Source organism: Klebsiella sp. 4_1_44FAA, from assembly GCF_000238715.1.
GTDB classification, from domain to species: Bacteria; Pseudomonadota; Gammaproteobacteria; order Enterobacterales; family Enterobacteriaceae; genus Klebsiella; species Klebsiella pneumoniae.
Genome location: NZ_JH414811.1, coordinates 3,157 through 24,956 on the forward strand (window position 1 = coordinate 3,157; position 21,800 = coordinate 24,956).

Here is a 21,800-nt window from a genome sequence, read left to right on the forward strand (position 1 = left end):
GTTTTTCGTATGAAGACATACTTCATTTCTAGGCGCTTTGTCGAAGTATGTCGCGGCCTTTTGGAGGATAGCCAGCTCCTCGTCACGCTCTGCCAGCTGGCGCTTCAGGCGGGCATTTTCAGCGGCCAGCTCATTTTCCCGTTCGGAAGACGTTTTCTGCTGCTGTAATTTGCTGCGCCAGGTATATAGCTGAGACTCGTAAAGGCTGAGTTCCCGGGCGGCAGCGGCAACGCCGATGCGCTCCGCAAGCTTCAGGGCTTCGCTGCGGAATTCAGGCGAATGCTGTTTACGTGGTTTCTTACTTACGGTTGCTGATTTAGTCATGTGAGATACCTCTGTCTGGGAGTTTACTCACTTAGTCGCGTGTCCACTATTCGCGGGTAGGATCATTTTTACCCAACATCTGGCGGTCCGGGGGCCGCCGGTGATCCACATAAGGAGAGACGTTTGAACTTACACCTGACTGAATCCTCTGCAGTCCTGGGAATGCAGACCACCGCAGAGGCAGAACGTGCGTACTGGTTGAGTCGTCGTAACGATGCGGTGAAAGCACCGGAAGAAATCGATGTTCATGCCTTTCACGAGGCGCTCGGACTGATGTACCCGCTGAACTGGTCAACGAGCGAAAACAATGAATGGGAGTCCTTCATGATGGCTGAAATGTACTGCTGTGACGTAACCGAAATTTACGCCCGCTACGGAGCCAGATATTTCCGGCTGCGGGATGTGTGCAACCTGAGCCATGCGCAGATCACAACGCGCATTAAGGAGGAATTTAACCTGTTCCGGAAATGAAAAAAGCAGGGAAAACCCTGCTTTATCCATGCCGTAAAAGTCGCGGTAACGATTTTTACGGCTGTTCAAATTAACTACGAGGTACATATGAACCTATCTATTCTTTCACCTTCCACTGAGGCTGTAAAGCCCCGCCGTCATCAGCGCAACCTGCGGGACGACATCGCCGCACAGGAGATTGATCCGGCGCTGAAGGCTTTCGGGCGGCATATTGCCCGGAGCGTTCGCAAGGGGCGTGGTGTCCATATCCCCGCGATGAATAACACCGCCTTCGGGCAGGTGCTCCGCACGCTTGAACTCAAACGCGCATGTAACTGACAAGGTGAGCCGCTCCTTCGGGAGCGGCAACAGCGGAGATAATGCTATGTCACAGCTGAGTTTTGCCGATGTGTTCAATCTGGCCAGAGAAACCGCGGATAACAGCCCTGTCATTCAGGCAGGGCAGCAGATCGCGGAACAGGTGCCTGCGGTTCAGCGTATGATGAGCGCGCAGTACAGCCGGGGCCGTTTTATCAACGTATTTAAGGATACGGGCCGCCATCTGGGGCGCTGGGAAGTGTTCAGTGATTTTCTGTCACTCGCCGCCAGTGAGCTGGATATGGCCCGGATACGAACGCCGGAGAGCATGGAGCACTGCCGGAAAATCTGCGCCCGGTACGAGGCCACCGACATCGCGAACATGCAGGAAATGTTCTGCCTGATGGTGTGTGCGCTGGAAGCGAAATTTCATGATTTCCTCGGCGCGATTTTTATGGAGCTGGAGCTGGGCGATAATTTTCGCGGGCAGTATTTTACGCCGTATTCGGTGCAGTGTCTGATGGCGCGAATGCTGATGCCAGGCGTCAGAGACACTATCCGCCGGGAAGGCATTGCCACGGTCAGCGATCCGGCGTGTGGGGCCGCAGGGATGCTGATCGCCTATGCAGAGTGCCTGCTTGAAGCGGATATTAACCCCTCCATGCACATGTTCGGCAGCTGCATTGACATCGATCCGGTGGCGGCAGATATGGCATTCATCCAGCTGTCGCTGCTGGGGATAGCGGCGGAAGTGGTGACGGGCAACACGCTCACGATGCAGTTCCGGCGGGTGAGGTATACCCCGGTTTACTACCTCAATGACTTTGAAAAACGACTGGCAGATCTGCGCCGGTTCAGGGCTATGCGGGACTTTATGCGCGGAATACAGGAGGCCGCGTAAATAACCGGAAGGGCAGGGGATAACCTGCCCGACTGCGCTGAAAGGCCGCAGCGCCTGTGGCGCTGAATAATACCGGCTGCGCTACGCGCCGCCCGTATTACTCCGGCGCGGCATTATCTCATCAATATTCTTTATTCATCCCTGTTACATCGCTTCCGATATTCTGCTGTGTATCTCTTCCGCGATTTATCTCTGATGAAAGATAAAATAAATACTGACCCGGGCGTCGTCCCTGTCGGGACACGGCTGTCGTGAACAGAGCCAGCAAGCTGTCTCTGCCCTGACGGGCTTCCATCCTGACGCAAATTCAAAATCTCGCTTGCTGCATCCTTATCAGGATGCGCCGCTCTCACCGTGGCGATAAATACCCGCCACTCCAGGGCCTGAACGTGAATCCGATAAATACCGGATTGACGTTCAGGGTTGTGCGCATTCTCACTCCTGCTCGATATCGCCCGACTTCATCATTCGCGGAGGGCTGCTTTTAGCATCAGCCGTGGAGGAAATAAAGGGGTATATGAACGCTTTGCGCCCCTTTATTTCCTCCCCGTCGGCTGCAAATTGCCCTTCGCCGCTCAGTGATGAAGTCGAACGTTTTAATAAACCGCGAAGGAGAAAATCAGTATGCGCACAATGAAAGTCAACACCGCCACTCGTGAATCAGACGAACAGTTTAAAACAGACAAATATCTGCGCTGTGCCGTAACCAATGGTAAAGCTCGCCTTGATTTTATCCCGGACCTCTTCTTTACGCCGTTAGCCGATAATATGGCCGCGAGCTGGTTACGCCAGCATTCTGAATACGACGGCGGTTCTTGGTCTTACTGGGTTATTCCACAGGGTGTCGGCGGGAATATTGCACCCAACAGCATCCAGTTCATTACCACGCAGACCGGATATATCGCACCTGAAGGTGAGCAGCGTTACAGGATGTGCATCCCGGGAAATTATTTCGAAGGTGAGGTCAGCGCCGATGCAGCAGGCATTATTGCCACGCTGATGATTATGAACAGGTTGTCCTGGCGCGTGGCTGAAATGGGGCCGCAATATGACCAGATCTGCAGGCGTCTGGTTTCACGGCAGGATGCACTGAAGGATTATATCAGCATTATTCAGCATCCCGAACGGCAATTAATATGGCGGGCAATTGATTAATCACTTCCATGTTCTGAAGACCTCATGAATGGGGTCTTCAGTTTTTTGTTAAATATGACTGGCCGGCATTTTTATTTTTCTTGATAGCCAGGTAGATGGCCTCAATCTTCCTGGCGTACTCCAGTCGTCGTATGGCTTGCCTGTCCGTTCTCCGGAACCCGGCATTGTAGGCGCCGACAGCCTCCCAGCTGACTCCCCATTTTTTAAAAGCCAGTGCCAGATAATAAGCACCGGTGTAAATATTCAGACAGGCATCAGTCAGAAGGTGTCCCGGTTTAATACCGTACTGCGACAGTTCATCCTGGTGTTGCGAGTCAATCTGCATCAGTCCGGCACCGTAGCCAGATCCCGGGTTTTTCCCGATGGCATTCACCTTCCATTTAGACTCCTGCCATGAAATAGCCCGCAGCAGATCGGGATCTATTCGATAGTCCCGTCCTGCCATATCAAAACAATCCGCAGCCCAGGCAGGCGTGGAAATTAAAAGCAGGGTAGCTAATACCAGTTGTTTTCTCAAAAGACTCCCTCCGGGTCGGTTCCTGCAAATACGTTAACCCAGGCCGGAACCAGACTCAACAGATATGCACTCCTCACCACAAAATCACCACACACTACGCAAAATTAAAATTTTGCAGATTGGTATTTGGAAACAGTGAGTTATGAGGGGTTAAGTTATTTAATTTAATATAAGCTAATACATATATGAATTGGTGGTGATTCACTAGTGATTCATAAACAAGTCAATTGTAAATTGAGTGCGATTCATGATATTAAAATCAGGTGGTTGAGATGAATTGACTTGTAATTCAATTCGTGATGTGATTTGCTTAATGAATTACAAAATTAAAGCTTGGTTTATGATTCGATTCATGAATTGAATTGTTAGGAGTTCGATTGTTCTGGAATCTGAAAAATAAGTAAATGTTTTAATTTTAATAAGGAGAGCGAGATGGGTAAAGTGCAGGCCTACCCCAGTGATGAGGTGTGTGAGAAAATTAATGCGATTGTAGAAAAACGCAGAATGGAGGGGGCTAAAGATAAGGATGTCAGCTTTTCAAGTATATCGACAATGCTACTTGAGTTAGGCTTACGTGTTTATGAGGCTCAGATGGAACGTAAAGAGTCTGGTTTCAACCAGATGGCATTCAACAGAGCATTACTTGAAAGTGTTGTGAAAACACAATTTTCAGTGAATAAAATTCTGGGTATTGAGTGTCTGAGTCCTCATGTTAAAGATGATCCACGGTGGCAATGGAAGAGTATGGTTCTGAATATCCAGGAGGATGTTCAGGAAGCCATGCGAAATTTTTTTCCTGATGAAGATGCTGAGGGAGAGTAATTTAAGATTTTACGTAATAATGAAGCTGATAGTGTTAGTTTGCAGGAAATCATTCATTGTATATGTGATTATTCTAAGGATGGTTTAAAATTCAGTGTAAAGATCTGCTCATATTAGATGATTTTGTTGAGTGTAGGTTTTATAATTGGGATGTAGTTTAAAATTTAAAAAACATTGGTGTAGAGAGATGAGAGCTCTCTACACCAACTATCCATAGAAACCTTCTAAGGAGGCACCTATGTGTGCGATGGATCGTAGTCAAATCATGGTGTACAGTCAATCGGAAATCATCAATCATCTTGAGGATTTGCTTTCAATCTCATCAAGTCAATCCTTCGTACGCGATGCTCAAGGGGAGTTAATTTATTTGAGTCCTCCTTTTGAAAGAACTGTCCTGAATGGCAATGAATTAAACATATGGTTTTCATCTATCCCAGTTAATGTTCGGTTAGACTTGTTTAACGCCGAGCTGAATTCTTTATCAGGAATGGGACCATTTGTTTTTAAGAACGTTAAATCAATAGGTTGTTTGCTAACAATATTAATTGAATGCATCTCAGTCAATAATGTTAAATTTGTGCGATGGGTGTTTTTTTTAGAATCCACGAATTTTTTATCTTTGGGTGACGAATATTTTCGGGCCTCTGTGGAAATTGATGATATCTTTTGTATGAGAAAGAAAGTGGATTTAGATTTCTGGAAGGTATTTAATTTGTATGCATATGGGTTTACGATATCAAAAATTTGTAGCTCTACAAAATTGACTGAAGACAAGGTGAAGAAACTAATAAGGAAAATTAAAACTGATTGTTTTGTAAGTGACAGGGATTACTTAGGATTGTTGGTATTGAATACATTTAATTATTGTCAGCTTGCTTTTAATGTAATTAAGATTCTATCTGGTAAATGTTAATGTTATGTTAATTGCGCGCACTTTTAGTGCGCGCAATTGTGAAAATAATTTACTCAATATTCCTCCATGATTTGTTTACTTTTTACTTTGCCAATGTAAAATTTTTTAAGAGTTGGTAATCTTATTTTGGAGGTCGATTGGAAAGAGCGATTAGGAGTAACGCACGACCTGCGCCTGGAAAAAATGTGCTTTTGAAACTGGATGAAGAGACGAATCGTCGACTCATCAAAGCAAAAGACAGAAGCAGAAGAAGTAAAACATCCGAGGCCTATTTGAGGCTGAAAGATCATCTTGAGCGGTTTCCGGACTTTTATAACTCAGAACTAACCGTACCAGGAGGTGAGCAGGAAGTGTGATTTAACATCATAGTCATAAATCTGTTTTATATATCAACCATTCTTTTTAAAGGAAATAAATATGAATGCTGTATTAAGTGTTCAGGGCTCTGCTGTCTCTGAAAAAACCAAACCGTCTTTTATGTCCCGCGTTTTCAATAAAAAGAAAGCCCTGAAAGTCGCTAAAGTTGCGCTGCCGGTTGCTGCTGTGGCGGCGTTCTTCCCGGATGCTGCGATGGCCACCACCACGGCAACCGACCTGATGAAGTCCGGGGATGCGACCGTTAAAGGCACGTTTGGTAAGCAGTCCAGCGTCGTCAAATGGGTGGTTCTGGCAGAAGTTGTCGCCGGCGGCATCATGTACATGATGACCAAAAACGTGAAGTTCCTGTTTGGCTTCGCGATTATTTCCACCTTTATCACCATCGGTATGTCGGTCGCCGGTTACTGACAGGAAGCACGTGATGACGGGAGACGAATTAAAGCGATACCGTTTCCCGGAAACACTGACTAACCAGTCCCGCTGGTTTGGCTTATATCTCGATGAACTTATCCCGGCCGTGATTTGTCTCGGCTGGGGTTTCTGGACCAGCAAGTTCATTTTTGGTATGGCTGCAGCGGCACTGGTTTTCTGGGGTATCAAGAAACTGAAAAAAGGGCGGGGCAGTTCCTGGCTACGCGACCTGATTTACTGGTATCTGCCAACCTCCCTTCTTAAAGGTTTCTTTCATGATGTTCCGGACTCCTGTTTCCGGCAGTGGATTAAATAAATCAACGGGGAAATAACATATGGAACATGGTGCCAGACAAAATACCACCCGCGTTATCGCTGTGGGATTTATCAGTCTGGGGACGCTCCTGACCCTCAGTCTTGCGACCAATATTATCCAGGGCATAAATAATTACCGTCTTCAGACAGAACAGAAAGTGGCAGTGACACCGATGTTATTCAGTGCCCCCTTTGCGGTGTCTCAGAACCAGGCTGACGCCTCTTATATTGAGCAGCTGGGCCTGTCCTTTGTTGCCCTGCGTCTGAATGTCACGCCGGAAACGGTTGATGCCCAGCATCAGCAGCTACTCCGGTATGTATTACCCGCCTCGCAGAACAGCCTCAAGGTCCAGCTGGCTGAAGATGCGAAACGCATTAAAGACAATAACGTTAATGCCACCTTTTATATGACGTCGATCCGTGCCTGGCCGGCAGAGAACCGCGTGGATATCCGGGGTGAGCTGAAAACGTGGATTGGGGATTCCAAACCCTACAGTGAAATTAAAAGCTATGTAATTCAGTTCAGTCGTGTCGATGGTGTCAGCTGGCTGGCGCGTTTTGGAGAAATAAATAATGAAAAAAATTAACCCGTTATTTATTTCAGGCTGTCTGCTGTTGGCCGCCCCCGCGATGTCCGCGACCCTCAGCGGTACGCTGGCGCCGACAGTGGTCCCCCTGACCAATGGTGGTCAGGCAAATATTGCCGTGAGTAACACCGACCCGAATCTGTTCACAGTACCTGGAGATCGCATCACGGCGATAAACAGCCTGGACGGTGGCCTGACAAACCAGGAGCAGACCGACAGCGGCGGTGCCATTCTGGCGACCGTCAGTAAAAAACCATTCACCTTCATTGTGGAAACCGAACGCGGGCTGAACTTCTCCATTCGTGCCGTGCCCCGTGCGGGCTCAGGCCGGACAATTCAGCTGGTCAGCGAGCTGGCGGGTACCCCCGGTCCGGCAAAAGCCTGGGAAGAGTCGAACCCCTATGAATCGTTACTGGTTTCGCTTAATCGCGCCGTGCGCCAGGGCAGCGTACCCGATGAGTATCAGTCTGTCCCCGTCACCTCTGAAGTGCTGCAGGTGCCGGCTGGTCTGCGCGCCACTGCCGACAGGGTCTGGGTCGGCCACCACCTGAAAGTCGTCCGTTACAGTCTGGATAACGTCTCCCGGTCGCCCCGTATGGTGCGTGAAAGCGATTTCTGGCAGCCCGGAACACGTGCCGTCATGTTCAGTACCCCGGCGGGCCTGCTGACTGCCGGTGGTCGCATGCAGATCTGGGTCACGACGTCAGATGAAGGAGTGAAGCGCTGATGGCCAACTTCAACACGCTGATCAAACGTAAGCAATATATCTGGCTGGGACTCATTCTGGCGGGCGGCGCGGCAGCAGTCGGAGGCGGGCTGTATCTGTCAGATCTGAACATGAGCTCTGATGAGGAAGCCCCGGCTCAGGGCGAACCCGCACCGGATATGACCGGGGTGGTCGACAGCAGCTTCAACAGTAAGGTGGAGCAGCACGCGACAACAGAAATGCAGGCGACTGCCGCTGATCTCAACAAGCGTTTTGACTCCCTGCAGGGGGAAGTGGACCTACTGAGTAAGGCGCGAACCGCCGACCAGATACGTATCGACAAGCTCAGCAGTGACAATGAAGCCATGCAGACTCAGCTGAAGGCGCTGGGCGTGAAACCGGCTGTCTCTGGTGGCGAGCCCGCGCCGACTCCTCCGTCACCGCCACCCGGTCCGGAAGGGGAGCCGCAGCCAGCCAGTTATCCGCCGCAAACCGGCGCCGCGGTACCGCCTCCGACGGCATTCTATCCGGGGAATGGTATGACACCGCCGCCGCAGGTCAGCTACCAGTCTGTACCGGTACCAAACCAGATACAGCGTAAAACGTTCAGTTACGACAAAGGAAAAAAACGAAGTCATTGCCGTACATTCCGTCGGGGAGCTTTGCAAAAAGTATGCTTATCGAGGGGGCAGATGCCAACGCGTCTGTTACCGGGAATGAATCAACTGTACCGATGCAGTTGCGTATCACTGGTCGCGTGGAAATGCCAAACAGCAAAACCTACGACCTGACAGGGTGTTTTGTGGGCCTTGAAGCCTGGGGCGATGTCTCCAGCGAACGCGCCATTGTCCGTACCCGCAATATCAGCTGTATCAAAGGTGATAAAACCATCGATCAGCCCATTAACGGCCACGTTTCCTTTATGGGGAAAAACGGGGTTAAGGGAGAGGTGGTGATGCGTAACGGAAAAATCCTCGGCTGGGCATGGGGGGCCGGTTTTGTTGACGGGATTGGTCAGGGCATGGAACGGGCTTCACAGCCGGCTGTTGGCCTGGGGGCAACCGCATCTGTTGGCGCCGGTGACGTTCTGAAAATGGGGGTCGGCGGTGGTGCATCTAAAGCTGCGCAGACGCTGAGCGAGTACTACATCAAAAGGGCCGAGCAGTATCACCCGGTCATTCCGATTGGTGCCGGCAACGAAGTGACCGTCGTGTTCCAGGATGGATTCCAGCTGAAAACGATTGAAGAGCTGGAAGCGGAAAAGAACGGGCTACAGCAGGCTCAGAATCAGGAGGCGGAGCCGGCACCGCAGGCTGATGCCCATCATCAGTCAGGCGGCGGTATGAACGGATTCAATACTGACGAGATGCTGAAGAAGCTGGGCAAACTTGATCCGCGGGAGTTCTCTCCGGGCGCAGCGCCGCAGGGGGAAAATAATGGCTAAGTCTCTTATTACGGCTGCCCTGTCAGCGCTGAGGGTAATTACACCGGGCAATTAAGGCAAATAACCCAATCAGGATGAACCTGAAAAATAACCGATAAATAGCGAGAAATATCATGAAGGAATTAATGCTGTTAATTCCTCTGGGCGGCGCTTTGCTCTTAACCGGGTGCGCGGGCACAGAGACTGAATTTCAATGTAATGCCACGACGTCGGATACCTGTATGACGATGGAGCAGGCAAATGAAAAAGCGAAGCTGAAAGAGGAACGCAGTGATGCAAAGCCGGCTGCGGCCGGGTTGCCACAACTGGCTGAGGGTAATTTCAGAACCACGTCAGTGAATTCGTACCCGTTGCCGCCACAGTCCAACCTGACCCAGGCCAGAGTGGCCGCGGAGAAAGATCGAGCACGTGCAGTGTACCTAAATAATCCAACGGCAAAGAATGAGGCAACATATTTCGAAACCGAGAAAAGGCTCCAGTCTTTGCCGGTAGTGAAAATGTCTTTACCAGTAGTGGCGTCAACGTTTACGTCACCGTCAACACCGCCAGGTAATTTTCCCCGGCCATTAAGAAAAGGGGAGGAGACAACGTCATTGTGGATAGCGCCGTATGTGGATGCAGATGATGTATATCACCAGCCAGCAACGGTTCTTTTTGTCGTGACACCATCGGCGTGGGGACAACCTCGCCTTAATTGATTCACAGCGCCATTACTGGCGCTGCAGTAAGTTTACATTTCTGAATTATAACGAGTGCCCTCTGCGTTGAAAGGGATGGGCGGTAGCGTGTGAACTTAAAACTGATTACGAAAAATGAAAGGATTTCGAAAGTGACTGAGTCAATTAAATATCTCTGGATGCTTTTGTGCGAGGAATCGTCATATATTTTTATGTTGATGCTGATTGTTGGCACTGCCGCAGTTATGTCTTTCTTTTTACAGCGGTTGTTTGTGTCCTGGTGGGGTAAGTCAATCATTCTGATAATGTGTATTGTCGTCGCGATAACAGAAGTGTTTGTCTTTATTGAGCCTGAGTCAACATACAAACAGATTCAAACCAATAAACAGAATGTCATCTATACCCTGAAAAACTGCAGAGTCTCCGCATTTGAAGCACAGCAGGCAGGGTTTCTGGCTAAAGCAAAAGATGCCTGGTCTTGCCCGGATGGCGTAACACGGTATATGGATGTGAAATACAGGGATAAGACAGAGGTTAATAAACTTCGCACGGAAGGTAAGTAACGTTATGGATGAATTATTCAAATGGAAGATGGCGCTGTTATTTTTATTGGCAGTATATAGCCTGCTTTTTTCTACTGACAAGTATATAAATAAAGGCAATAAATTATGCATGCATTTATTTTTCTGGTGCTGATGACGCCGAGTAGTGGCGGTGGGATTTGGGATATTACTCCCATGCCTAATACAGATGTCTGCATAAAAATGCTACGGGTACTCGAAGCACGTGGGGGCAGAGGTTACGGAAGTAATACAGGAGAGTGCATTGAAATTAAAACCCGCGAGCCTTTGAGCAGCGTGATAGAAACATTGAATGAGGGTGGGTAAATGGCTGAATACCAGTTAAGTCTTGATGGTTTTGTTCGACTTTTTTTTGCAATGGCAATCATTATCTGCGGTTACGGCTATGTAATTATTGGTGTTTTTATAAGAGATACGCTTGCCTGTATTTTAATGTTGTTTGGGCTTACAGGTCTCAGTGCTTTATTTTCTTTCATGGTGTTTAAGGATAAAAACATGTGGGCGGACTCTCCTGATTTGACGCTGTCAGTAATAACGGGGTTTTTTACAGCCACAGTAATCTTTTATATGTTTTATGTCTTGATTTATTACTTTGAACGGATGGGGGCAGGTGAATAGTAAGACCGATGGTCAGTATTAACAATCTCACGTTATTTGAAAGTATGCAGCATAAGGAATAAGAAAGTGAAAGCGTACTATATACTTGGACATAACGTTGCATGGCTTAACGGTATATGCCTGATTCTTTTTGTTATTGGTGTGGTCGGTGCGCTGGCTATGGTTGCCATCCCTGAAAAATTCAATCTTCGAGTTAACAGAGGCGATACATTCATATACTGTGCGCTTATAGCGGTGGTTGGGTTTTCCGGGATGTTCGTTATCTCCATTCACTCATTTTCGATGGATGAACTTGAAGCAGGTAGACACTGGAAAGATGACTGCCGGACACTTGAGGTAAACATGCCGACAGGCGCTTTTACCAGCCCTGTTAATAAACTGGACTGTGATGGCATCATCATTAATGTGCCTGGTGGGCAGTATTATTCCTATATCCATCAGTGGGAATTATATAAAGCTAACTCAAAATGAAATGCTGATTAACAAACTGGATTGACCGGTAGGGATGGAACAATGGAAAGACAGCAAGAAATTGGCCAGCAATTTGGTTTTTTGATAGTTCTTCTTTTAATTGTGTTAACTGGGTATTTTTTTTGTGCAGTATATTGAAGATTCTCGCGATATGCAGCCCGCCACTCCAGAACAACTGCAAAGTATTATTCATTAGACACCTTGTGCAGGTGAGGCGTTACGTTTAGCAATTCAAACTAACACAGGCACTTCGTCAGAGCCATTAACTTTCGGTGACGCAAAAAAGATGGCATCAGAATGCAAGTATAAAGAAGAGATTAAAGCAGTACGTGAAAAAAACTTAACGCACTGAACGCTATGAGCAAATAATCAGGGGATGGATATGATGCTGTTTCTTCGAAAGTACGGATTTTTGTTTATACCTCCAGTCTACTGGCTCATCTATCTGGGAGCCAGACTGACTTACAATGGACTGGCAGGAGAGTTTTCTCCTGATTTCTTTCAGGGTATTCGACATGAAGGCGTCTATATTATCTGTAGTTTGTGTGTATTTTATTTTTTCTGCTTAGAGGTGGAAGTTGGTGATGGGGAGTTCTCAGCGAACATTCTGTTCCTGATTGTTTTCTTTCATGTGGTTTTATTATTTATCACTCTGCTTGTTTGTCTGTGGCAAGGGGAGGTGTTGTTGGATTCGATCTTTATGGGTCAGATTATTGCTTCCATGTGTTTATTGTTTTTTATTCCAGTGCTTTCCATTATAAGAAGGAGTTTCTAGTGCGGATATGAATATTCTTCTTGCCATTTATTACCCTTGTTATTTTGAAATGCTCTTAAAGGAACGCCTGCATGAGTAATAACATCATCGATGCCGTCACCCAGACTGTGAATTCACTGGTATCAGCACTGAAGCTGCCCGACGAATCCGCGAAAGCCAATGACACGCTGGGCAGCATGAATTTCCCCCAGTTCAGCCGTATTTTGCCCTATAAGGATTATGATTCCGCGACCGGGCTGTTTATTAATAACAAAACCATCGGTTTTATGTTTGAGGCGCGTCCTTTACCCGGTGCGGATAAAAGTATCGTCGCCACACTGGAGCATTTACTGCGCAGCAAACTTCCCCGGGGCGTCCCGGTCAGTTTTCATCTGGTCTCCAGCAAACTGGTCGGCAATGATATCGACTACGGTCTGCGTGAATTCCGCTGGAGCGGTAAACAGGCTAAGAAGTTTAACGCCATCACCCAGGCCTACTATCTCCGGGCAGCGGAGACGAAGTTCCCCCTGCCTCCTGCACTGGATTTACCCCTGACGCTGCGTAACTACCGCGTGTACATCTCCTGCTGCGTGCCCCGGAAGAAAAACTCCACCACGCAAATTGTGGAGATGGAGAACCAGATTAAAATCCTGCGGGCGTCACTGGGCGGTGCCTATATTCCGACGCGTATCCTTGATGCTGCCGGGCTGGTCGAACTGATGCGCGAGCTGATAAACCCGGACCCGCACGAGATGTACCGCGTACCGTATAAGCTGGACCCCTATCAGGATCTGAACTATCAGTGTGTCGATGACAGCTTTGATATGCAGGTCACCGCCGGTCATCTGAAAATTGGCCGCCTGGGGCGCGACGGGAAAGAGTGCGTAACCCGGGTGACGAGCTACCATCTGGAGAGTGATCCGGAAATGGCCTTCCTCTGGACCTCCGCGGATAACTACGCCAACCTGCTTAACCCGGAGCTCTCCATCTCCTGCCCCTTTGTCATCACGCTGACGCTGATGGTGGAGGACCAGGTGAAGACCCAGAATGAAGCCAACATGAAATTCATGGACGTGGAGAAGAAAAGCAAAACCTCCTACGCGAAGTTTTTTCCGAACGTGATAAAAGAAATGCAGGAGTGGGGCGATATCCGCCAGCGACTGGCGACCAACCAGACCTCCCTGGTGTCCTACTTCTTTAATATCACCACGTACACCGCAGACAGCACAGAGGCCTCTCTCGCCGCTGAACAGCAGGTGCTCAACAGCTACCGTAAAGGCGGTTTCCAGCTGATCCCGGCCCGCTACCATCACCTGCGTAACTTTCTGGCCATGATGCCGTTCAAGTGTGGTGAGGGCCTGTTTAAAGAGCTGCAGGCGGCAGGCGTGGTGAAGCGGGCGGAGACGTTCCAGGTGGCTAACCTCCTGCCGATCGTCGCTGACAGCCCGCTGGCGCCGGCGGGACTCCTGGCGCCCACCTACCGAAATCAGCTGGCGTTCATCGACCTGTTCTACGAGGGAATGAACAATACCAATTTCAACATGGCAGTCTGCGGGACGTCCGGGGCGGGTAAAACCGGTCTGATTCAGCCCCTCATTCGCAGTGTGCTCGACTCCGGCGGGTTTGCCTGGGTGTTCGACATGGGCGATGGCTATAAGTCCCTGTGTGAAAACATGGGGGGCGTATACCTCGATGGCGATACCCTCAAGTTTAACCCGTTCGCCAACGTGCTGGATGATGCTCACTTCGACATGTCAGCAGAACGTATACGCGATCAGATGTCTGTCATGGCCAGTCCGAACGGCAACCTCGATGAAGTCCATGAAGGCCTGCTTCTGCAGGCAGTGCAGGCGGCCTGGTTAAGCAAGCGTAATCATGCACGCGTTGATGACGTAGTGCAGTTTTTACAGGACGCGAAGGACAGCGATGAATATGCTGATTCCCCAACAATCCGGGGCCGTCTGGACGAGATGATAATCCTGCTCGATCAGTACACGGTAAATGGGATCTACGGGGACTATTTCAACTCAGATACACCAACACTCCACGATGATGCCCGGATGGTGGTACTGGAGCTCGGTGGCCTGGAGTCGCGGCCATCTCTGCTTATCGCTGTGATGTTCTCATTGATTATTTACATCGAGAACAGGATGTATCAGTCACCGCGTGGCCTGAAAAAACTGAACGTCATCGATGAAGGCTGGAAGCTCCTTGATTTCAAGAATGAAAAAGTGGGTCAGTTCATCGAGAAAGGCTACCGTACCGCGCGTCGACATACCGGCGCATACATCACCATCACGCAAAATATCGTGGACTTCGATTCCCCGACCGCATCGAGCGCTGCACGCGCTGCCTGGGGGAACTCGTCATACAAGGCCATTCTGAAACAGTCAGCGAAGGAATTTGCCAAGTATAACCAGCTGTACCCGGATCAGTTCAGCAAGCTGGAGAAAGACATGATTAACGGCTTCGGTTCGGCCAAAGAGCAGTGGTTCAGCTCTTTTATGCTGCAGGTGGAAGCGAACTGCTCCTGGCACCGCCTGTTCGTCGACCCGCTCAGCCGGGCGATGTACTCCTCAAAAGGCCCGGATTTTGAGTACATGAAAGCTCGCCGGCAGGAGGGGGTCGATATCCACGATGCGGTGTACGGCCTCGCGTGTCGCAACTTTAAAGACGAAATGGCAGAGCTTGAATCCCGAATACCGGTGAATGACATGGAGGATAAACAGTGATGAAAAACAACACCGAACAGCCGGTCAGTACGAACTCTCATACCTTTCGCCGGATACCTGTCATCGTTGCTCTCGTGCTTTTCGCCCTGGCAACCAGCGCGTTTCTCTCACGCGTGGTTCTGGAGTACTCCACACCGCGGGTGGTGGCTTTTGATATGAAGAAGACGCTCGACAGCTTTATGGACAGTGTCAGTCAGAAGCAGCTGACAGAAGCGCAGTCAAAAGCGCTCTCTGACCGGTTTAACGACGCGCTGGAGAAGAGTCTGGCGGAGTATCAGCAGCAGCATCATGTGGTCATTCTGGTTTCACCTGCCGTGGTTCAGGGCGCGCCCGATGTGACCCGCAACATCCAGCACGACATTGCCCGCCGGATGAAAGGAGAACAGTAATGATACGACTGAAAGACTGTCTGCTCGCCGCCTGCCTGGTATCGCCGCTGACTCAGGCGGCTGATCTCGGTACCTGGGGGGATTTATGGCCCGTCCGGGAGCAGGACATGCTGCAGCTCATCACGCAGCGTCTGCAGTCACTGCAATCCTCTGGCCAGTGGGACCAGACGATGGATGCGTTTAAGCAGCGGGTTATCGAGAACAGTCAGCGCCCGGCACCGGTGGAGGGCATTAAGCGTGCGGAGAAATACGAGCAGCGCTGGTTTGATCCCAGCATCCGCCTGACCGAAGACCTGAAGGACAATGAGGGGCGGGTGTTTGCCCGCAAGGGCGATGTGGTGAACCCGCTTAAAACCGTACCGTTTGTCCAGACCCTGTACTTCATCAATGGAGACGATGCCGACCAGCTGGCCTGGATGAAGCGTCAGGTGCCGGAAACCCTGATGAGCAAAATTATCCTGGTGCGTGGCAGTATCCCGGACACCTCCGCAGCGCTGGACAGCCGGATCTATTTCGACCAGAACGGCGTACTGAGCAAGCGATTTGGCCTGACGGCGGTCCCGGCGCGGATCACGCCGGCGCCATCCGGTGAACGGCTGAATATTGAGGTGTTTCCCGTCCGTTGACCCGTACGATTCCGAATTACGATTATTTGTCAGGTGATTATATGACTATTACTGAGATTACTCTCGCAGCATTAATTGTTGTTCAGTGGCTTACGGTGGTTCGACAAAATAAAGAAATTAACCACCGACGTGAATGTGAAAGGCTTCTGAAAGAAAAAATTGACGATTATGAATTACAGAATAGTCGGTATTGTCGGTATGTTGAAGGCAAAGCAAGTCATCTCATCAGCGATATGGAAAAGGATTTGGATGAGCTTTTTCTTTTAAAACCACATGATGAGGACTCGTTCTGGCGGAAGGTTTACAGACTGGAGTTTATTTCCAACGTGCTGAAGGATTTCGCTAAGGGACAGGATTTAAAAAAGCAGAAAGAAATAATCGATGGTGTAAACAACATCTGGGAAAAATACAGGGGAAGGGATAATCAATGAGAAAAATATCATTTTTGTTTATCCTCCTGTTTTTTTCGTTAGTCCCTCAGGTACATGCAGATCCGTCGTGTGAAGGTCGATTCGTCAACCCGATCACCGATGTGTGCTGGCGCTGCATATTTCCTTTATCACTCGGCAGCGTGCAGGTTGGTAAAGGCGATCTACCTGATACCAGCAATCCGGGTAGTCCCCTGCAGCTGTGTCCGGCGCCGCCACCGATTTTTGTTCGCCCCGGCCTGGCCATCGGGTACTGGGAGCCGATGGCCATGACGGACGTCAGCCGTTCGCCTGGCTGTATGGTCAATCTGGGGGGCTTCAGTATCAATCTCGGCAAGACCGGTATGGGGACCGCGAGAAAGGACGATAAGCAGGTGAACGGCGCTTTTTATCACGTTCACTGGTACAAGTACCCGCTGACCTACTGGCTGAACATCATCACCTCCGCAGGCTGTCTGGAAGGCGGAGACATGGATATAGCCTATCTGTCCGAGATTGACCCGACCTGGGTGGACAGCAGCCTCACCACCATTCTGAATCCGGAAGCCATCCTGTTTGCCAACCCCATCGCACAGGGGGCGTGCGCGGCTGACGCTATGGCCAGCGCGTTTCATATGCCACTCGATATTCTGTTCTGGTGTGCCGGCTCTCAGGGTTCGATGTACCCGTTTAGCGGCTGGGTAAGCAACGAGTCCAGTCCGCTGCAGTCCTCGTTACTTGTCAGCGAGCGCATGGCGTACAAGCTTCACCGGCAGGGACAAATTATGGAGAGCATCGGGAAGGACAAGGCGGTCTGCTATGAGTATCCGTCTCCGATCATCCCCAAAGAGCGCTGGCGCTATCAGATGGTGAACATGTACCCGGACAGCGGCCAGTGCCATCCCGTGGGGCGCAGCGTGATGCGCTGGGAGGCCGGTAAAAATCCACCCAACACCCGTAAGAACTATGGCTATCTGATGTGGCGTAAACGCAATTGTGTCTTTCTCTGACAGGAGTCTCTCATGAAATTAATGAATCTGTTTATGGTCATGCTTTTACTGACCGGACGAGCAGTGTTGGCTGAAACCTCCTCTGTTACAGACAGAGAATGGCTGAAGCAGCAGGAGAACCTCAGCGAACAGCTGCGCCAGCATCCGGATAAACAGCTGCAGCAGGAGCTTGAGGCGCAAATCAACCGTAATCCTCTGCCCAAATCAGACCGCCAGTTTATCGATAATCTGGTCAGCCAGCAGAAAGCGGCGAATCAGGAAAAGCCGGCAGAAGGGGCGCTGTACTTTGTCTCCTTCTCGATACCTGAAGAGGGGCTGAAGCGGATGCTGCACGAAACCCGGCAGTACGGCATTCCGGCGACACTGCGTGGGCTCGTCAATAACGACATGAAGACCACCACTGACGCGGTGCTGCAGCTGGTGAAGGATGGCGTGACCGACGGCGTGCAGATCGACCCGACACTATATACGCAGTACAGCATCCGGAGTGTGCCGTCTCTGGTGGTACGGTGTCAGGCCGGATATGACGTGGTACGCGGTAACATTCACGTCAAACAGGCGCTGGAGAAAGTGGCACAAACCGGTGACTGCGCACAGGTGGCCCGGCAAATACTTGATGCGCCCTCGAATGCCGCCGGGAGCCAGCCATGAAAGACAGACCGTACTTCATAGCGTTACCGGAAATGGTGAGGGATGAGGGAGGGCAAAAATGAAGACGGTTATTTCCGTACTGACTGCGCATTTTTTTGTCCTGAGCGCCTTTATCTGGCTGGCATCCCCCGCCTGTGCTGACAGTGGAAGCGACTATAAAGCTGGTTCGGATTTTGCGAAACAGGTGCAGGGCAATGGTCTGAACTCACTGAAAAATTTCAGTGGTGAGCAAAACCTGCCGGGGTATACCGACAGCCCTGATCAGGCAAAATACTATGGCGGCGTCACTGCCAGCGGAGACAGCTCCCTGAAAAGCGATTCAGCCCTGGAGTTCAGCCAGGGAGATACCGGCAAAGCGATTACTGAGTCGTTCACGAACCGGCCACCGGATCAGATATCTCAGGATGCACCGTTTATTCAGGCCGCAAAGGATACAGAATCCCGTGCCGACAGCATTGTCGGCGATACCGGACAGTCCTGTACCGCCCAGGTTGTGAACCGCAGTGAGTTCACAAACCATACCTGCGAACGTGATCTGCAGGTGGAAAATTTTTGCACACGGGAAGCGACCCTGAAGGATAACGCCACCACACAGAAAGTTAACCGAACCTATCAGCAGGTGGTGACGCTGAATTATGCCCGGAATACCCGGCAATGGAGTGGCAACCTGACGATCCCGACCAACGGTCGTCTGCTGAATGCCTCGGTGGATGGTGAGCCTCTGGTGATCCCCTGGATTGAAGAATGCGATTCCGAAGGGAAGGTGCGGGATAGCTGCAAGAGTGCAGTGAGTGAAAGCCTGACCCTCTTTGAACGAACGTTCCCCATTGATGTGATCAGCTGGCCACGTTCAGAATCGATGTGTTCAGGCGGTCAGAACACGCATTGTACGAAATATACCTATGACGGGAAGGGGAAGATTCATCAGTCGTTTGGTGTGGACAAAGCGGTCACTGCTGGGCAGAACTTTTCAGTAAGCAAAACATCACGGACCGTATCATCGGCCAGCCAGAAACCCGTACAGGTCACGGTCACCCTGGTGATGGAAGAAACCGAAACCGTCTATGCACCTGAAGTCGTCTGGGTTGAAAACTGTCCGTTCAGTAAGGATGAAGGGAAAAAAACGGGCGAGGAATGTATCAGTCCGGGAGGAACGCGAACCATCACCCTCGGAGGCAGGGATTACTCGTTCACGGAGGCCTGCTGGAAATATAAGGATACCTGGCTCACGCAGCCGGCGGACAACGGCTCCTGTGAAAGCCTGATGAAAAATACGGCCTGTACTCTGTCATCCCGCCAGTGCGCCTTCTCCAGCGAGGAAGGCACGTGCCTGCATGAATATGCAACGTATTCCTGCGAAACCAGGACGAGTGGCAAGCAAATGATCTGCGGCGGTGATGTCTTCTGCCTTGATGGTGAATGTGATAAAGCCACGTCCGGGAAGAGCAACGACTTTGGGCAGGCGGTGTCTGAGCTGGCGGCACTGGCTGCTGCGGGGAAGGACGTCGCGGCACTGAACGGGGTGGATGTCCGGGCCTTCACCGGAAAAGCGAAGTTCTGTAAGAAATTTGCTGCAGGCTTCAGTAACTGCTGCAAAGACAGCGGCTGGGGCCAGGATGTGGGGCTGGCACGCTGCAGCAGTGAGGAAAAGGCGCTGGCCAAAGCGAAAAAAGACAAGCTGACGGTCAGTATCGGGGAATTCTGCTCTAAAAAGGTTCTGGGTATTTGCCTGGAGAAAAAAAGGAGCTATTGCCAGTTCGACTCAAAACTGGCGCAGATCGTTCAGCAGCAGGGAAGAAACGGTCAGCTGCATATCGGTTTTGGCGGCGCCAGCAGTCCTGACTGTCGGGGGATTACGGTTGAAGAGCTCCAGAGGATCGACTTTAACATGCTTGATTTCACCAACTTTATGGACGACCTGATGAAAAATCAAAAAATACCGGAAAACGATGTGCTCACCAATAAAACCAAAGAACGAATTAAGGAAATCATGAGTCAGCAATCCGCGCAATAAACCATGCTGCCTAATAAAGAGACCGATAATCATGAAAATTAATTTTCACAAACAGCCTGCCATTGATTTTGTCCTGAGATTAACACTGACAGTAATCATTATTTCTCCGGTGATTTATTTCTCCTGGGATGCAGTCAAAGGGACGTCGGGAAGTGATTATGTCGAAAGTGTGGTCTTTATTCTTATGGCTGGCTTTGCCATGTCTGTGTGTTATTTATTTTTCTCAGTCCTGGAGAAAGTTATAAATGCAAGGAAAAGCAAAGATGAATCGATATATCACGATTGAGAAATTTATAGACATTCTGAATGAAGAGAATTTACCCCAGGAGCATCATGTTATGGTGCTGGCTGTTCTTGCGGATATCTCTCTGCATACAGACAGGTTCCTGATTAACTCGTCCGAACTGGTTCAGATGGCCGCTCAGTACTCACCTGCTTTCCAGAAACTGCCAGCGGACCGGCAGGCTTTTATATCTTCAGTACTGAGCATGCCGCTATTCCTTATTATGTGACCAGGAGAGTCAATGGAAGAGAAAAAAGCATACGGGCTGGTCATGGTGTTTGTCGGGGTGTTTGTCTTTCTCCTGGTTAGCATTATGTCGTACAGCCTGTGGCGGGACAGGCAGGTTAACGCATTTATGACAACCAACCGGGCCTGGGGGATCCAGTGCGACACTGTTTCTCAGGCCGCGTGGGTGATCAGGGACGGGGAGCGGGTGGACCTTCAGATAAATCATCTGCCTCTGTACTGCAGCGGTTACCGCTTTGAAGCCCGTGATGATGCAGGAAAGATACAGCGCCAGCTCGATAAATACAGTGTCTATCAACATCTGTCACGCCAGTCGCAATAATTCATAAAAGGGTATTTGCCATGCGAACAATACATGCCGCCATGCTGGTGGGGTGCCTTTGCTGCACCCTGATGCCGGCTTTCGCCAAAGACGCGGGCTGGCAGTGGTACAACGAGAAACTGAAGCCCCGTGATGAGGAAAAGCCAGCCGCACCAGCGGCACCACCGCCGCAAATGGATATTCTGGAGAAACTCGCCACACTCCAGGCGGCCACCAAACGGTCGCTGTACGAGGCCATTCTGTATCCATCGTCTGAAAACTTCGTGAAGTATTTCCGGCTGCAGAACTACTGGACGCAGCAGGCAGGTTTGTTCTCGATGAGTGCGAAGAAAGCGATGCTGGAAAACCCCGAACTCGATTACAACCTGCAGCACAGCTACTACAACGGCACGGTAAAAAACCAGCTCGCTGCCGACTATGCCGAACAGCGACAGGCTATCTCCACCCTCGCACAGCACTACGGCGTGATGTTCTTCTACCGGGGCCGGGAAGCGATCGATGGCCAGCTGGTCCAGGTGATTAAAAATTTTCGCGAAACCTATGGCCTGAGCGTGATACCGGTGTCGGTTGACGGAGTGATTAACCCCATGCTGCCCGACAGCCGGACGGACCAGGGCCAGGCAGAGCAGCTTGGCGTGAAGTTCTTCCCCGCGATGATGCTGGTTAACCCGAAAAGTGGCCAGGTTAAGCCTCTCAGTTACGGCTTTATCAGTCAGGACGACCTGGCGAAACAGTTCCTCTATGTCTCCAGCGACTTTAAACCGAATTTCTAAGGAGT

29 protein-coding genes and 2 pseudogenes are annotated in these 21,800 nt (G+C 50.2%); 29 read left to right on the forward strand and 2 right to left on the reverse strand.

Features of this window, described 5'->3' with window-relative positions:
* Positions 1–324, reverse strand: a pseudogene (locus tag HMPREF1024_RS01620) (transposase); the annotation flags it as partial.
* A gap of 123 nt (positions 325–447) precedes the next feature.
* Between HMPREF1024_RS01620 and HMPREF1024_RS01615 the strand changes: the two are divergent.
* The 4 genes from HMPREF1024_RS01615 to HMPREF1024_RS01605 all read left to right on the forward strand — a co-directional run bounded on the left by HMPREF1024_RS01615 (position 448) and on the right by HMPREF1024_RS01605 (position 3,148).
* A complete protein-coding gene (locus HMPREF1024_RS01615; protein ID WP_004197735.1) occupies positions 448–795 on the forward strand; it encodes a hypothetical protein in 348 nt (115 codons plus the stop codon).
* A gap of 87 nt (positions 796–882) precedes the next feature.
* Positions 883–1,113: a hypothetical protein gene (locus HMPREF1024_RS29520; protein ID WP_004197732.1), complete on the forward strand. Its 231-nt coding sequence runs from the start codon at positions 883–885 to the stop codon at positions 1,111–1,113.
* 46 nt (positions 1,114–1,159) lie between these two features.
* Entirely contained in the window at positions 1,160–1,993 is an 834-nt protein-coding gene (locus tag HMPREF1024_RS01610) for an N-6 DNA methylase (RefSeq protein ID WP_004197739.1), read from the forward strand.
* A 624-nt stretch (positions 1,994–2,617) separates the two neighbouring features.
* Positions 2,618–3,148: an antirestriction protein gene (locus HMPREF1024_RS01605; RefSeq protein ID WP_004197734.1), complete on the forward strand. Its 531-nt coding sequence runs from the start codon at positions 2,618–2,620 to the stop codon at positions 3,146–3,148.
* Positions 3,149–3,185: 37 nt separating this feature from the next.
* Here HMPREF1024_RS01605 and HMPREF1024_RS01600 read toward each other — a convergent pair whose 3' ends face one another.
* The gene (locus HMPREF1024_RS01600; RefSeq protein ID WP_009309864.1) at positions 3,186–3,593 is read right to left on the reverse strand and encodes a transglycosylase SLT domain-containing protein; all 408 of its coding nucleotides are present in this window, start codon (positions 3,591–3,593) and stop codon (positions 3,186–3,188) included.
* A gap of 504 nt (positions 3,594–4,097) precedes the next feature.
* Between HMPREF1024_RS01600 and traM the strand changes: the two genes are divergently transcribed.
* The 25 genes and pseudogenes from traM to traF all read left to right on the forward strand — a co-directional run bounded on the left by traM (position 4,098) and on the right by traF (position 21,795).
* Positions 4,098–4,487 carry a conjugal transfer relaxosome DNA-binding protein TraM gene (gene traM, locus HMPREF1024_RS01595; protein WP_004197733.1) on the forward strand — a complete coding sequence of 130 codons (390 nt, stop codon included), beginning with the start codon at positions 4,098–4,100 and terminating at the stop codon, positions 4,485–4,487.
* Between the two features lie 238 nt (positions 4,488–4,725).
* A complete protein-coding gene (locus tag HMPREF1024_RS01590) occupies positions 4,726–5,400 on the forward strand; it encodes a hypothetical protein (protein WP_004197737.1) in 675 nt (224 codons plus the stop codon).
* 191 nt (positions 5,401–5,591) lie between these two features.
* A complete protein-coding gene (locus tag HMPREF1024_RS0127715; protein ID WP_032444506.1) occupies positions 5,592–5,756 on the forward strand; it encodes a TraY domain-containing protein in 165 nt (54 codons plus the stop codon).
* Between the two features lie 61 nt (positions 5,757–5,817).
* Positions 5,818–6,186: a type IV conjugative transfer system pilin TraA gene (traA, locus tag HMPREF1024_RS01585; protein ID WP_004194426.1), complete on the forward strand. Its 369-nt coding sequence runs from the start codon at positions 5,818–5,820 to the stop codon at positions 6,184–6,186.
* Between the two features lie 13 nt (positions 6,187–6,199).
* Complete coding sequence (gene traL, locus HMPREF1024_RS01580) at positions 6,200–6,505, forward strand: type IV conjugative transfer system protein TraL (RefSeq protein WP_004178059.1); 306 nt, start codon at positions 6,200–6,202, stop codon at positions 6,503–6,505.
* Positions 6,506–6,524: 19 nt separating this feature from the next.
* The gene (gene traE, locus HMPREF1024_RS01575; protein WP_004194424.1) at positions 6,525–7,091 is read left to right on the forward strand and encodes a type IV conjugative transfer system protein TraE; all 567 of its coding nucleotides are present in this window, start codon (positions 6,525–6,527) and stop codon (positions 7,089–7,091) included.
* Complete coding sequence (traK, locus tag HMPREF1024_RS01570; RefSeq protein WP_009309865.1) at positions 7,078–7,818, forward strand: type-F conjugative transfer system secretin TraK; 741 nt, start codon at positions 7,078–7,080, stop codon at positions 7,816–7,818. The genes traE and traK overlap by 14 nt, the downstream gene beginning before the upstream one ends.
* Positions 7,818–9,241: pseudogene (gene traB / locus HMPREF1024_RS0127720) on the forward strand (F-type conjugal transfer pilus assembly protein TraB). The gene traK and the pseudogene traB overlap by 1 nt, the downstream one beginning before the upstream one ends.
* Positions 9,242–9,354: 113 nt before the next feature.
* Complete coding sequence (gene traV / locus HMPREF1024_RS01565) at positions 9,355–9,939, forward strand: type IV conjugative transfer system lipoprotein TraV (protein ID WP_009309868.1); 585 nt, start codon at positions 9,355–9,357, stop codon at positions 9,937–9,939.
* A gap of 131 nt (positions 9,940–10,070) precedes the next feature.
* The gene (locus tag HMPREF1024_RS01560) at positions 10,071–10,481 is read left to right on the forward strand and encodes a hypothetical protein (protein WP_009309869.1); all 411 of its coding nucleotides are present in this window, start codon (positions 10,071–10,073) and stop codon (positions 10,479–10,481) included.
* A 105-nt stretch (positions 10,482–10,586) separates the two neighbouring features.
* On the forward strand, positions 10,587–10,805 hold the full coding sequence (locus HMPREF1024_RS01555; protein ID WP_004195468.1) for a hypothetical protein: 219 nt from the start codon (positions 10,587–10,589) through the stop codon (positions 10,803–10,805).
* Positions 10,806–11,117, forward strand: a complete 312-nt coding sequence (locus HMPREF1024_RS01550; protein WP_004195465.1) for a hypothetical protein — start codon at positions 10,806–10,808, stop codon at positions 11,115–11,117.
* Between the two features lie 66 nt (positions 11,118–11,183).
* Positions 11,184–11,588 (forward strand): hypothetical protein, encoded by a 405-nt coding sequence (locus HMPREF1024_RS01545; RefSeq protein ID WP_004197817.1) that lies wholly within the window; start codon positions 11,184–11,186, stop codon positions 11,586–11,588.
* A 376-nt stretch (positions 11,589–11,964) separates the two neighbouring features.
* Positions 11,965–12,363 carry a hypothetical protein gene (locus tag HMPREF1024_RS01540; RefSeq protein WP_023179972.1) on the forward strand — a complete coding sequence of 133 codons (399 nt, stop codon included), beginning with the start codon at positions 11,965–11,967 and terminating at the stop codon, positions 12,361–12,363.
* A 71-nt stretch (positions 12,364–12,434) separates the two neighbouring features.
* Positions 12,435–15,074 carry a type IV secretion system protein TraC gene (gene traC / locus HMPREF1024_RS01535; protein WP_009309870.1) on the forward strand — a complete coding sequence of 880 codons (2,640 nt, stop codon included), beginning with the start codon at positions 12,435–12,437 and terminating at the stop codon, positions 15,072–15,074.
* A complete protein-coding gene (trbI, locus tag HMPREF1024_RS01530; RefSeq protein ID WP_004197815.1) occupies positions 15,074–15,463 on the forward strand; it encodes a type-F conjugative transfer system protein TrbI in 390 nt (129 codons plus the stop codon). The genes traC and trbI overlap by 1 nt, the downstream gene beginning before the upstream one ends.
* Positions 15,463–16,089 (forward strand): type-F conjugative transfer system protein TraW, encoded by a 627-nt coding sequence (gene traW, locus HMPREF1024_RS01525; protein ID WP_009309871.1) that lies wholly within the window; start codon positions 15,463–15,465, stop codon positions 16,087–16,089. The genes trbI and traW overlap by 1 nt, the downstream gene beginning before the upstream one ends.
* A 41-nt stretch (positions 16,090–16,130) precedes the next feature.
* Positions 16,131–16,520 (forward strand): hypothetical protein, encoded by a 390-nt coding sequence (locus HMPREF1024_RS01520; RefSeq protein ID WP_004194992.1) that lies wholly within the window; start codon positions 16,131–16,133, stop codon positions 16,518–16,520.
* Positions 16,517–17,506 (forward strand): conjugal transfer pilus assembly protein TraU, encoded by a 990-nt coding sequence (gene traU / locus HMPREF1024_RS01515; protein ID WP_009309872.1) that lies wholly within the window; start codon positions 16,517–16,519, stop codon positions 17,504–17,506. Before HMPREF1024_RS01520 ends, traU begins: the two co-directional genes overlap by 4 nt.
* Before the next feature lie 12 nt (positions 17,507–17,518).
* Positions 17,519–18,157, forward strand: a complete 639-nt coding sequence (gene trbC, locus HMPREF1024_RS01510) for a type-F conjugative transfer system pilin assembly protein TrbC (protein WP_004193871.1) — start codon at positions 17,519–17,521, stop codon at positions 18,155–18,157.
* A gap of 58 nt (positions 18,158–18,215) precedes the next feature.
* On the forward strand, positions 18,216–20,171 hold the full coding sequence (gene traN, locus HMPREF1024_RS01505) for a type-F conjugative transfer system mating-pair stabilization protein TraN (RefSeq protein WP_009309873.1): 1,956 nt from the start codon (positions 18,216–18,218) through the stop codon (positions 20,169–20,171).
* A gap of 31 nt (positions 20,172–20,202) precedes the next feature.
* The gene (locus tag HMPREF1024_RS01500) at positions 20,203–20,457 is read left to right on the forward strand and encodes a conjugal transfer protein TrbE (RefSeq protein WP_004195500.1); all 255 of its coding nucleotides are present in this window, start codon (positions 20,203–20,205) and stop codon (positions 20,455–20,457) included.
* Positions 20,435–20,683, forward strand: a complete 249-nt coding sequence (locus tag HMPREF1024_RS01495) for a hypothetical protein (protein WP_004152675.1) — start codon at positions 20,435–20,437, stop codon at positions 20,681–20,683. The genes HMPREF1024_RS01500 and HMPREF1024_RS01495 overlap by 23 nt, the downstream gene beginning before the upstream one ends.
* Before the next feature lie 12 nt (positions 20,684–20,695).
* Entirely contained in the window at positions 20,696–21,022 is a 327-nt protein-coding gene (locus HMPREF1024_RS01490) for a hypothetical protein (RefSeq protein ID WP_004194451.1), read from the forward strand.
* Between the two features lie 20 nt (positions 21,023–21,042).
* Positions 21,043–21,795, forward strand: coding sequence for a type-F conjugative transfer system pilin assembly protein TraF (traF, locus tag HMPREF1024_RS01485; RefSeq protein ID WP_009309874.1), 753 nt, complete (start codon positions 21,043–21,045; stop codon positions 21,793–21,795).
* The last annotated feature ends 5 nt before the right edge of the window (positions 21,796–21,800 follow it).

Excerpts from the sequence above, each read along its gene's own strand:
- HMPREF1024_RS29520 (WP_004197732.1), top strand. The coding sequence starts at position 883 with ATGAACCTATCTATTCTTTCACCTTCCACTGAGGCTGTAAAGCCCCGC.
- HMPREF1024_RS01610 (WP_004197739.1), top strand. The coding sequence starts at position 1,160 with ATGTCACAGCTGAGTTTTGCCGATGTGTTCAATCTGGCCAGAGAAACC.
- HMPREF1024_RS01605 (WP_004197734.1), top strand. The coding sequence starts at position 2,618 with ATGCGCACAATGAAAGTCAACACCGCCACTCGTGAATCAGACGAACAG.
- HMPREF1024_RS01600 (WP_009309864.1), bottom strand. The coding sequence starts at position 3,593 with ATGGCAGGACGGGACTATCGAATAGATCCCGATCTGCTGCGGGCTATT.
- traM (WP_004197733.1), top strand. The coding sequence starts at position 4,098 with ATGGGTAAAGTGCAGGCCTACCCCAGTGATGAGGTGTGTGAGAAAATT.
- HMPREF1024_RS01590 (WP_004197737.1), top strand. The coding sequence starts at position 4,726 with ATGTGTGCGATGGATCGTAGTCAAATCATGGTGTACAGTCAATCGGAA.
- traA (WP_004194426.1), top strand. The coding sequence starts at position 5,818 with ATGAATGCTGTATTAAGTGTTCAGGGCTCTGCTGTCTCTGAAAAAACC.
- traL (WP_004178059.1), top strand. The coding sequence starts at position 6,200 with ATGACGGGAGACGAATTAAAGCGATACCGTTTCCCGGAAACACTGACT.
- traE (WP_004194424.1), top strand. The coding sequence starts at position 6,525 with ATGGAACATGGTGCCAGACAAAATACCACCCGCGTTATCGCTGTGGGA.
- traK (WP_009309865.1), top strand. The coding sequence starts at position 7,078 with ATGAAAAAAATTAACCCGTTATTTATTTCAGGCTGTCTGCTGTTGGCC.
- traV (WP_009309868.1), top strand. The coding sequence starts at position 9,355 with ATGAAGGAATTAATGCTGTTAATTCCTCTGGGCGGCGCTTTGCTCTTA.
- HMPREF1024_RS01555 (WP_004195468.1), top strand. The coding sequence starts at position 10,587 with ATGCATGCATTTATTTTTCTGGTGCTGATGACGCCGAGTAGTGGCGGT.
- HMPREF1024_RS01550 (WP_004195465.1), top strand. The coding sequence starts at position 10,806 with ATGGCTGAATACCAGTTAAGTCTTGATGGTTTTGTTCGACTTTTTTTT.
- HMPREF1024_RS01540 (WP_023179972.1), top strand. The coding sequence starts at position 11,965 with ATGGATATGATGCTGTTTCTTCGAAAGTACGGATTTTTGTTTATACCT.
- traC (WP_009309870.1), top strand. The coding sequence starts at position 12,435 with ATGAGTAATAACATCATCGATGCCGTCACCCAGACTGTGAATTCACTG.
- trbI (WP_004197815.1), top strand. The coding sequence starts at position 15,074 with ATGAAAAACAACACCGAACAGCCGGTCAGTACGAACTCTCATACCTTT.
- traW (WP_009309871.1), top strand. The coding sequence starts at position 15,463 with ATGATACGACTGAAAGACTGTCTGCTCGCCGCCTGCCTGGTATCGCCG.
- HMPREF1024_RS01520 (WP_004194992.1), top strand. The coding sequence starts at position 16,131 with ATGACTATTACTGAGATTACTCTCGCAGCATTAATTGTTGTTCAGTGG.
- traU (WP_009309872.1), top strand. The coding sequence starts at position 16,517 with ATGAGAAAAATATCATTTTTGTTTATCCTCCTGTTTTTTTCGTTAGTC.
- trbC (WP_004193871.1), top strand. The coding sequence starts at position 17,519 with ATGAAATTAATGAATCTGTTTATGGTCATGCTTTTACTGACCGGACGA.
- traN (WP_009309873.1), top strand. The coding sequence starts at position 18,216 with ATGAAGACGGTTATTTCCGTACTGACTGCGCATTTTTTTGTCCTGAGC.
- HMPREF1024_RS01500 (WP_004195500.1), top strand. The coding sequence starts at position 20,203 with ATGAAAATTAATTTTCACAAACAGCCTGCCATTGATTTTGTCCTGAGA.
- HMPREF1024_RS01495 (WP_004152675.1), top strand. The coding sequence starts at position 20,435 with ATGAATCGATATATCACGATTGAGAAATTTATAGACATTCTGAATGAA.
- HMPREF1024_RS01490 (WP_004194451.1), top strand. The coding sequence starts at position 20,696 with ATGGAAGAGAAAAAAGCATACGGGCTGGTCATGGTGTTTGTCGGGGTG.
- traF (WP_009309874.1), top strand. The coding sequence starts at position 21,043 with ATGCGAACAATACATGCCGCCATGCTGGTGGGGTGCCTTTGCTGCACC.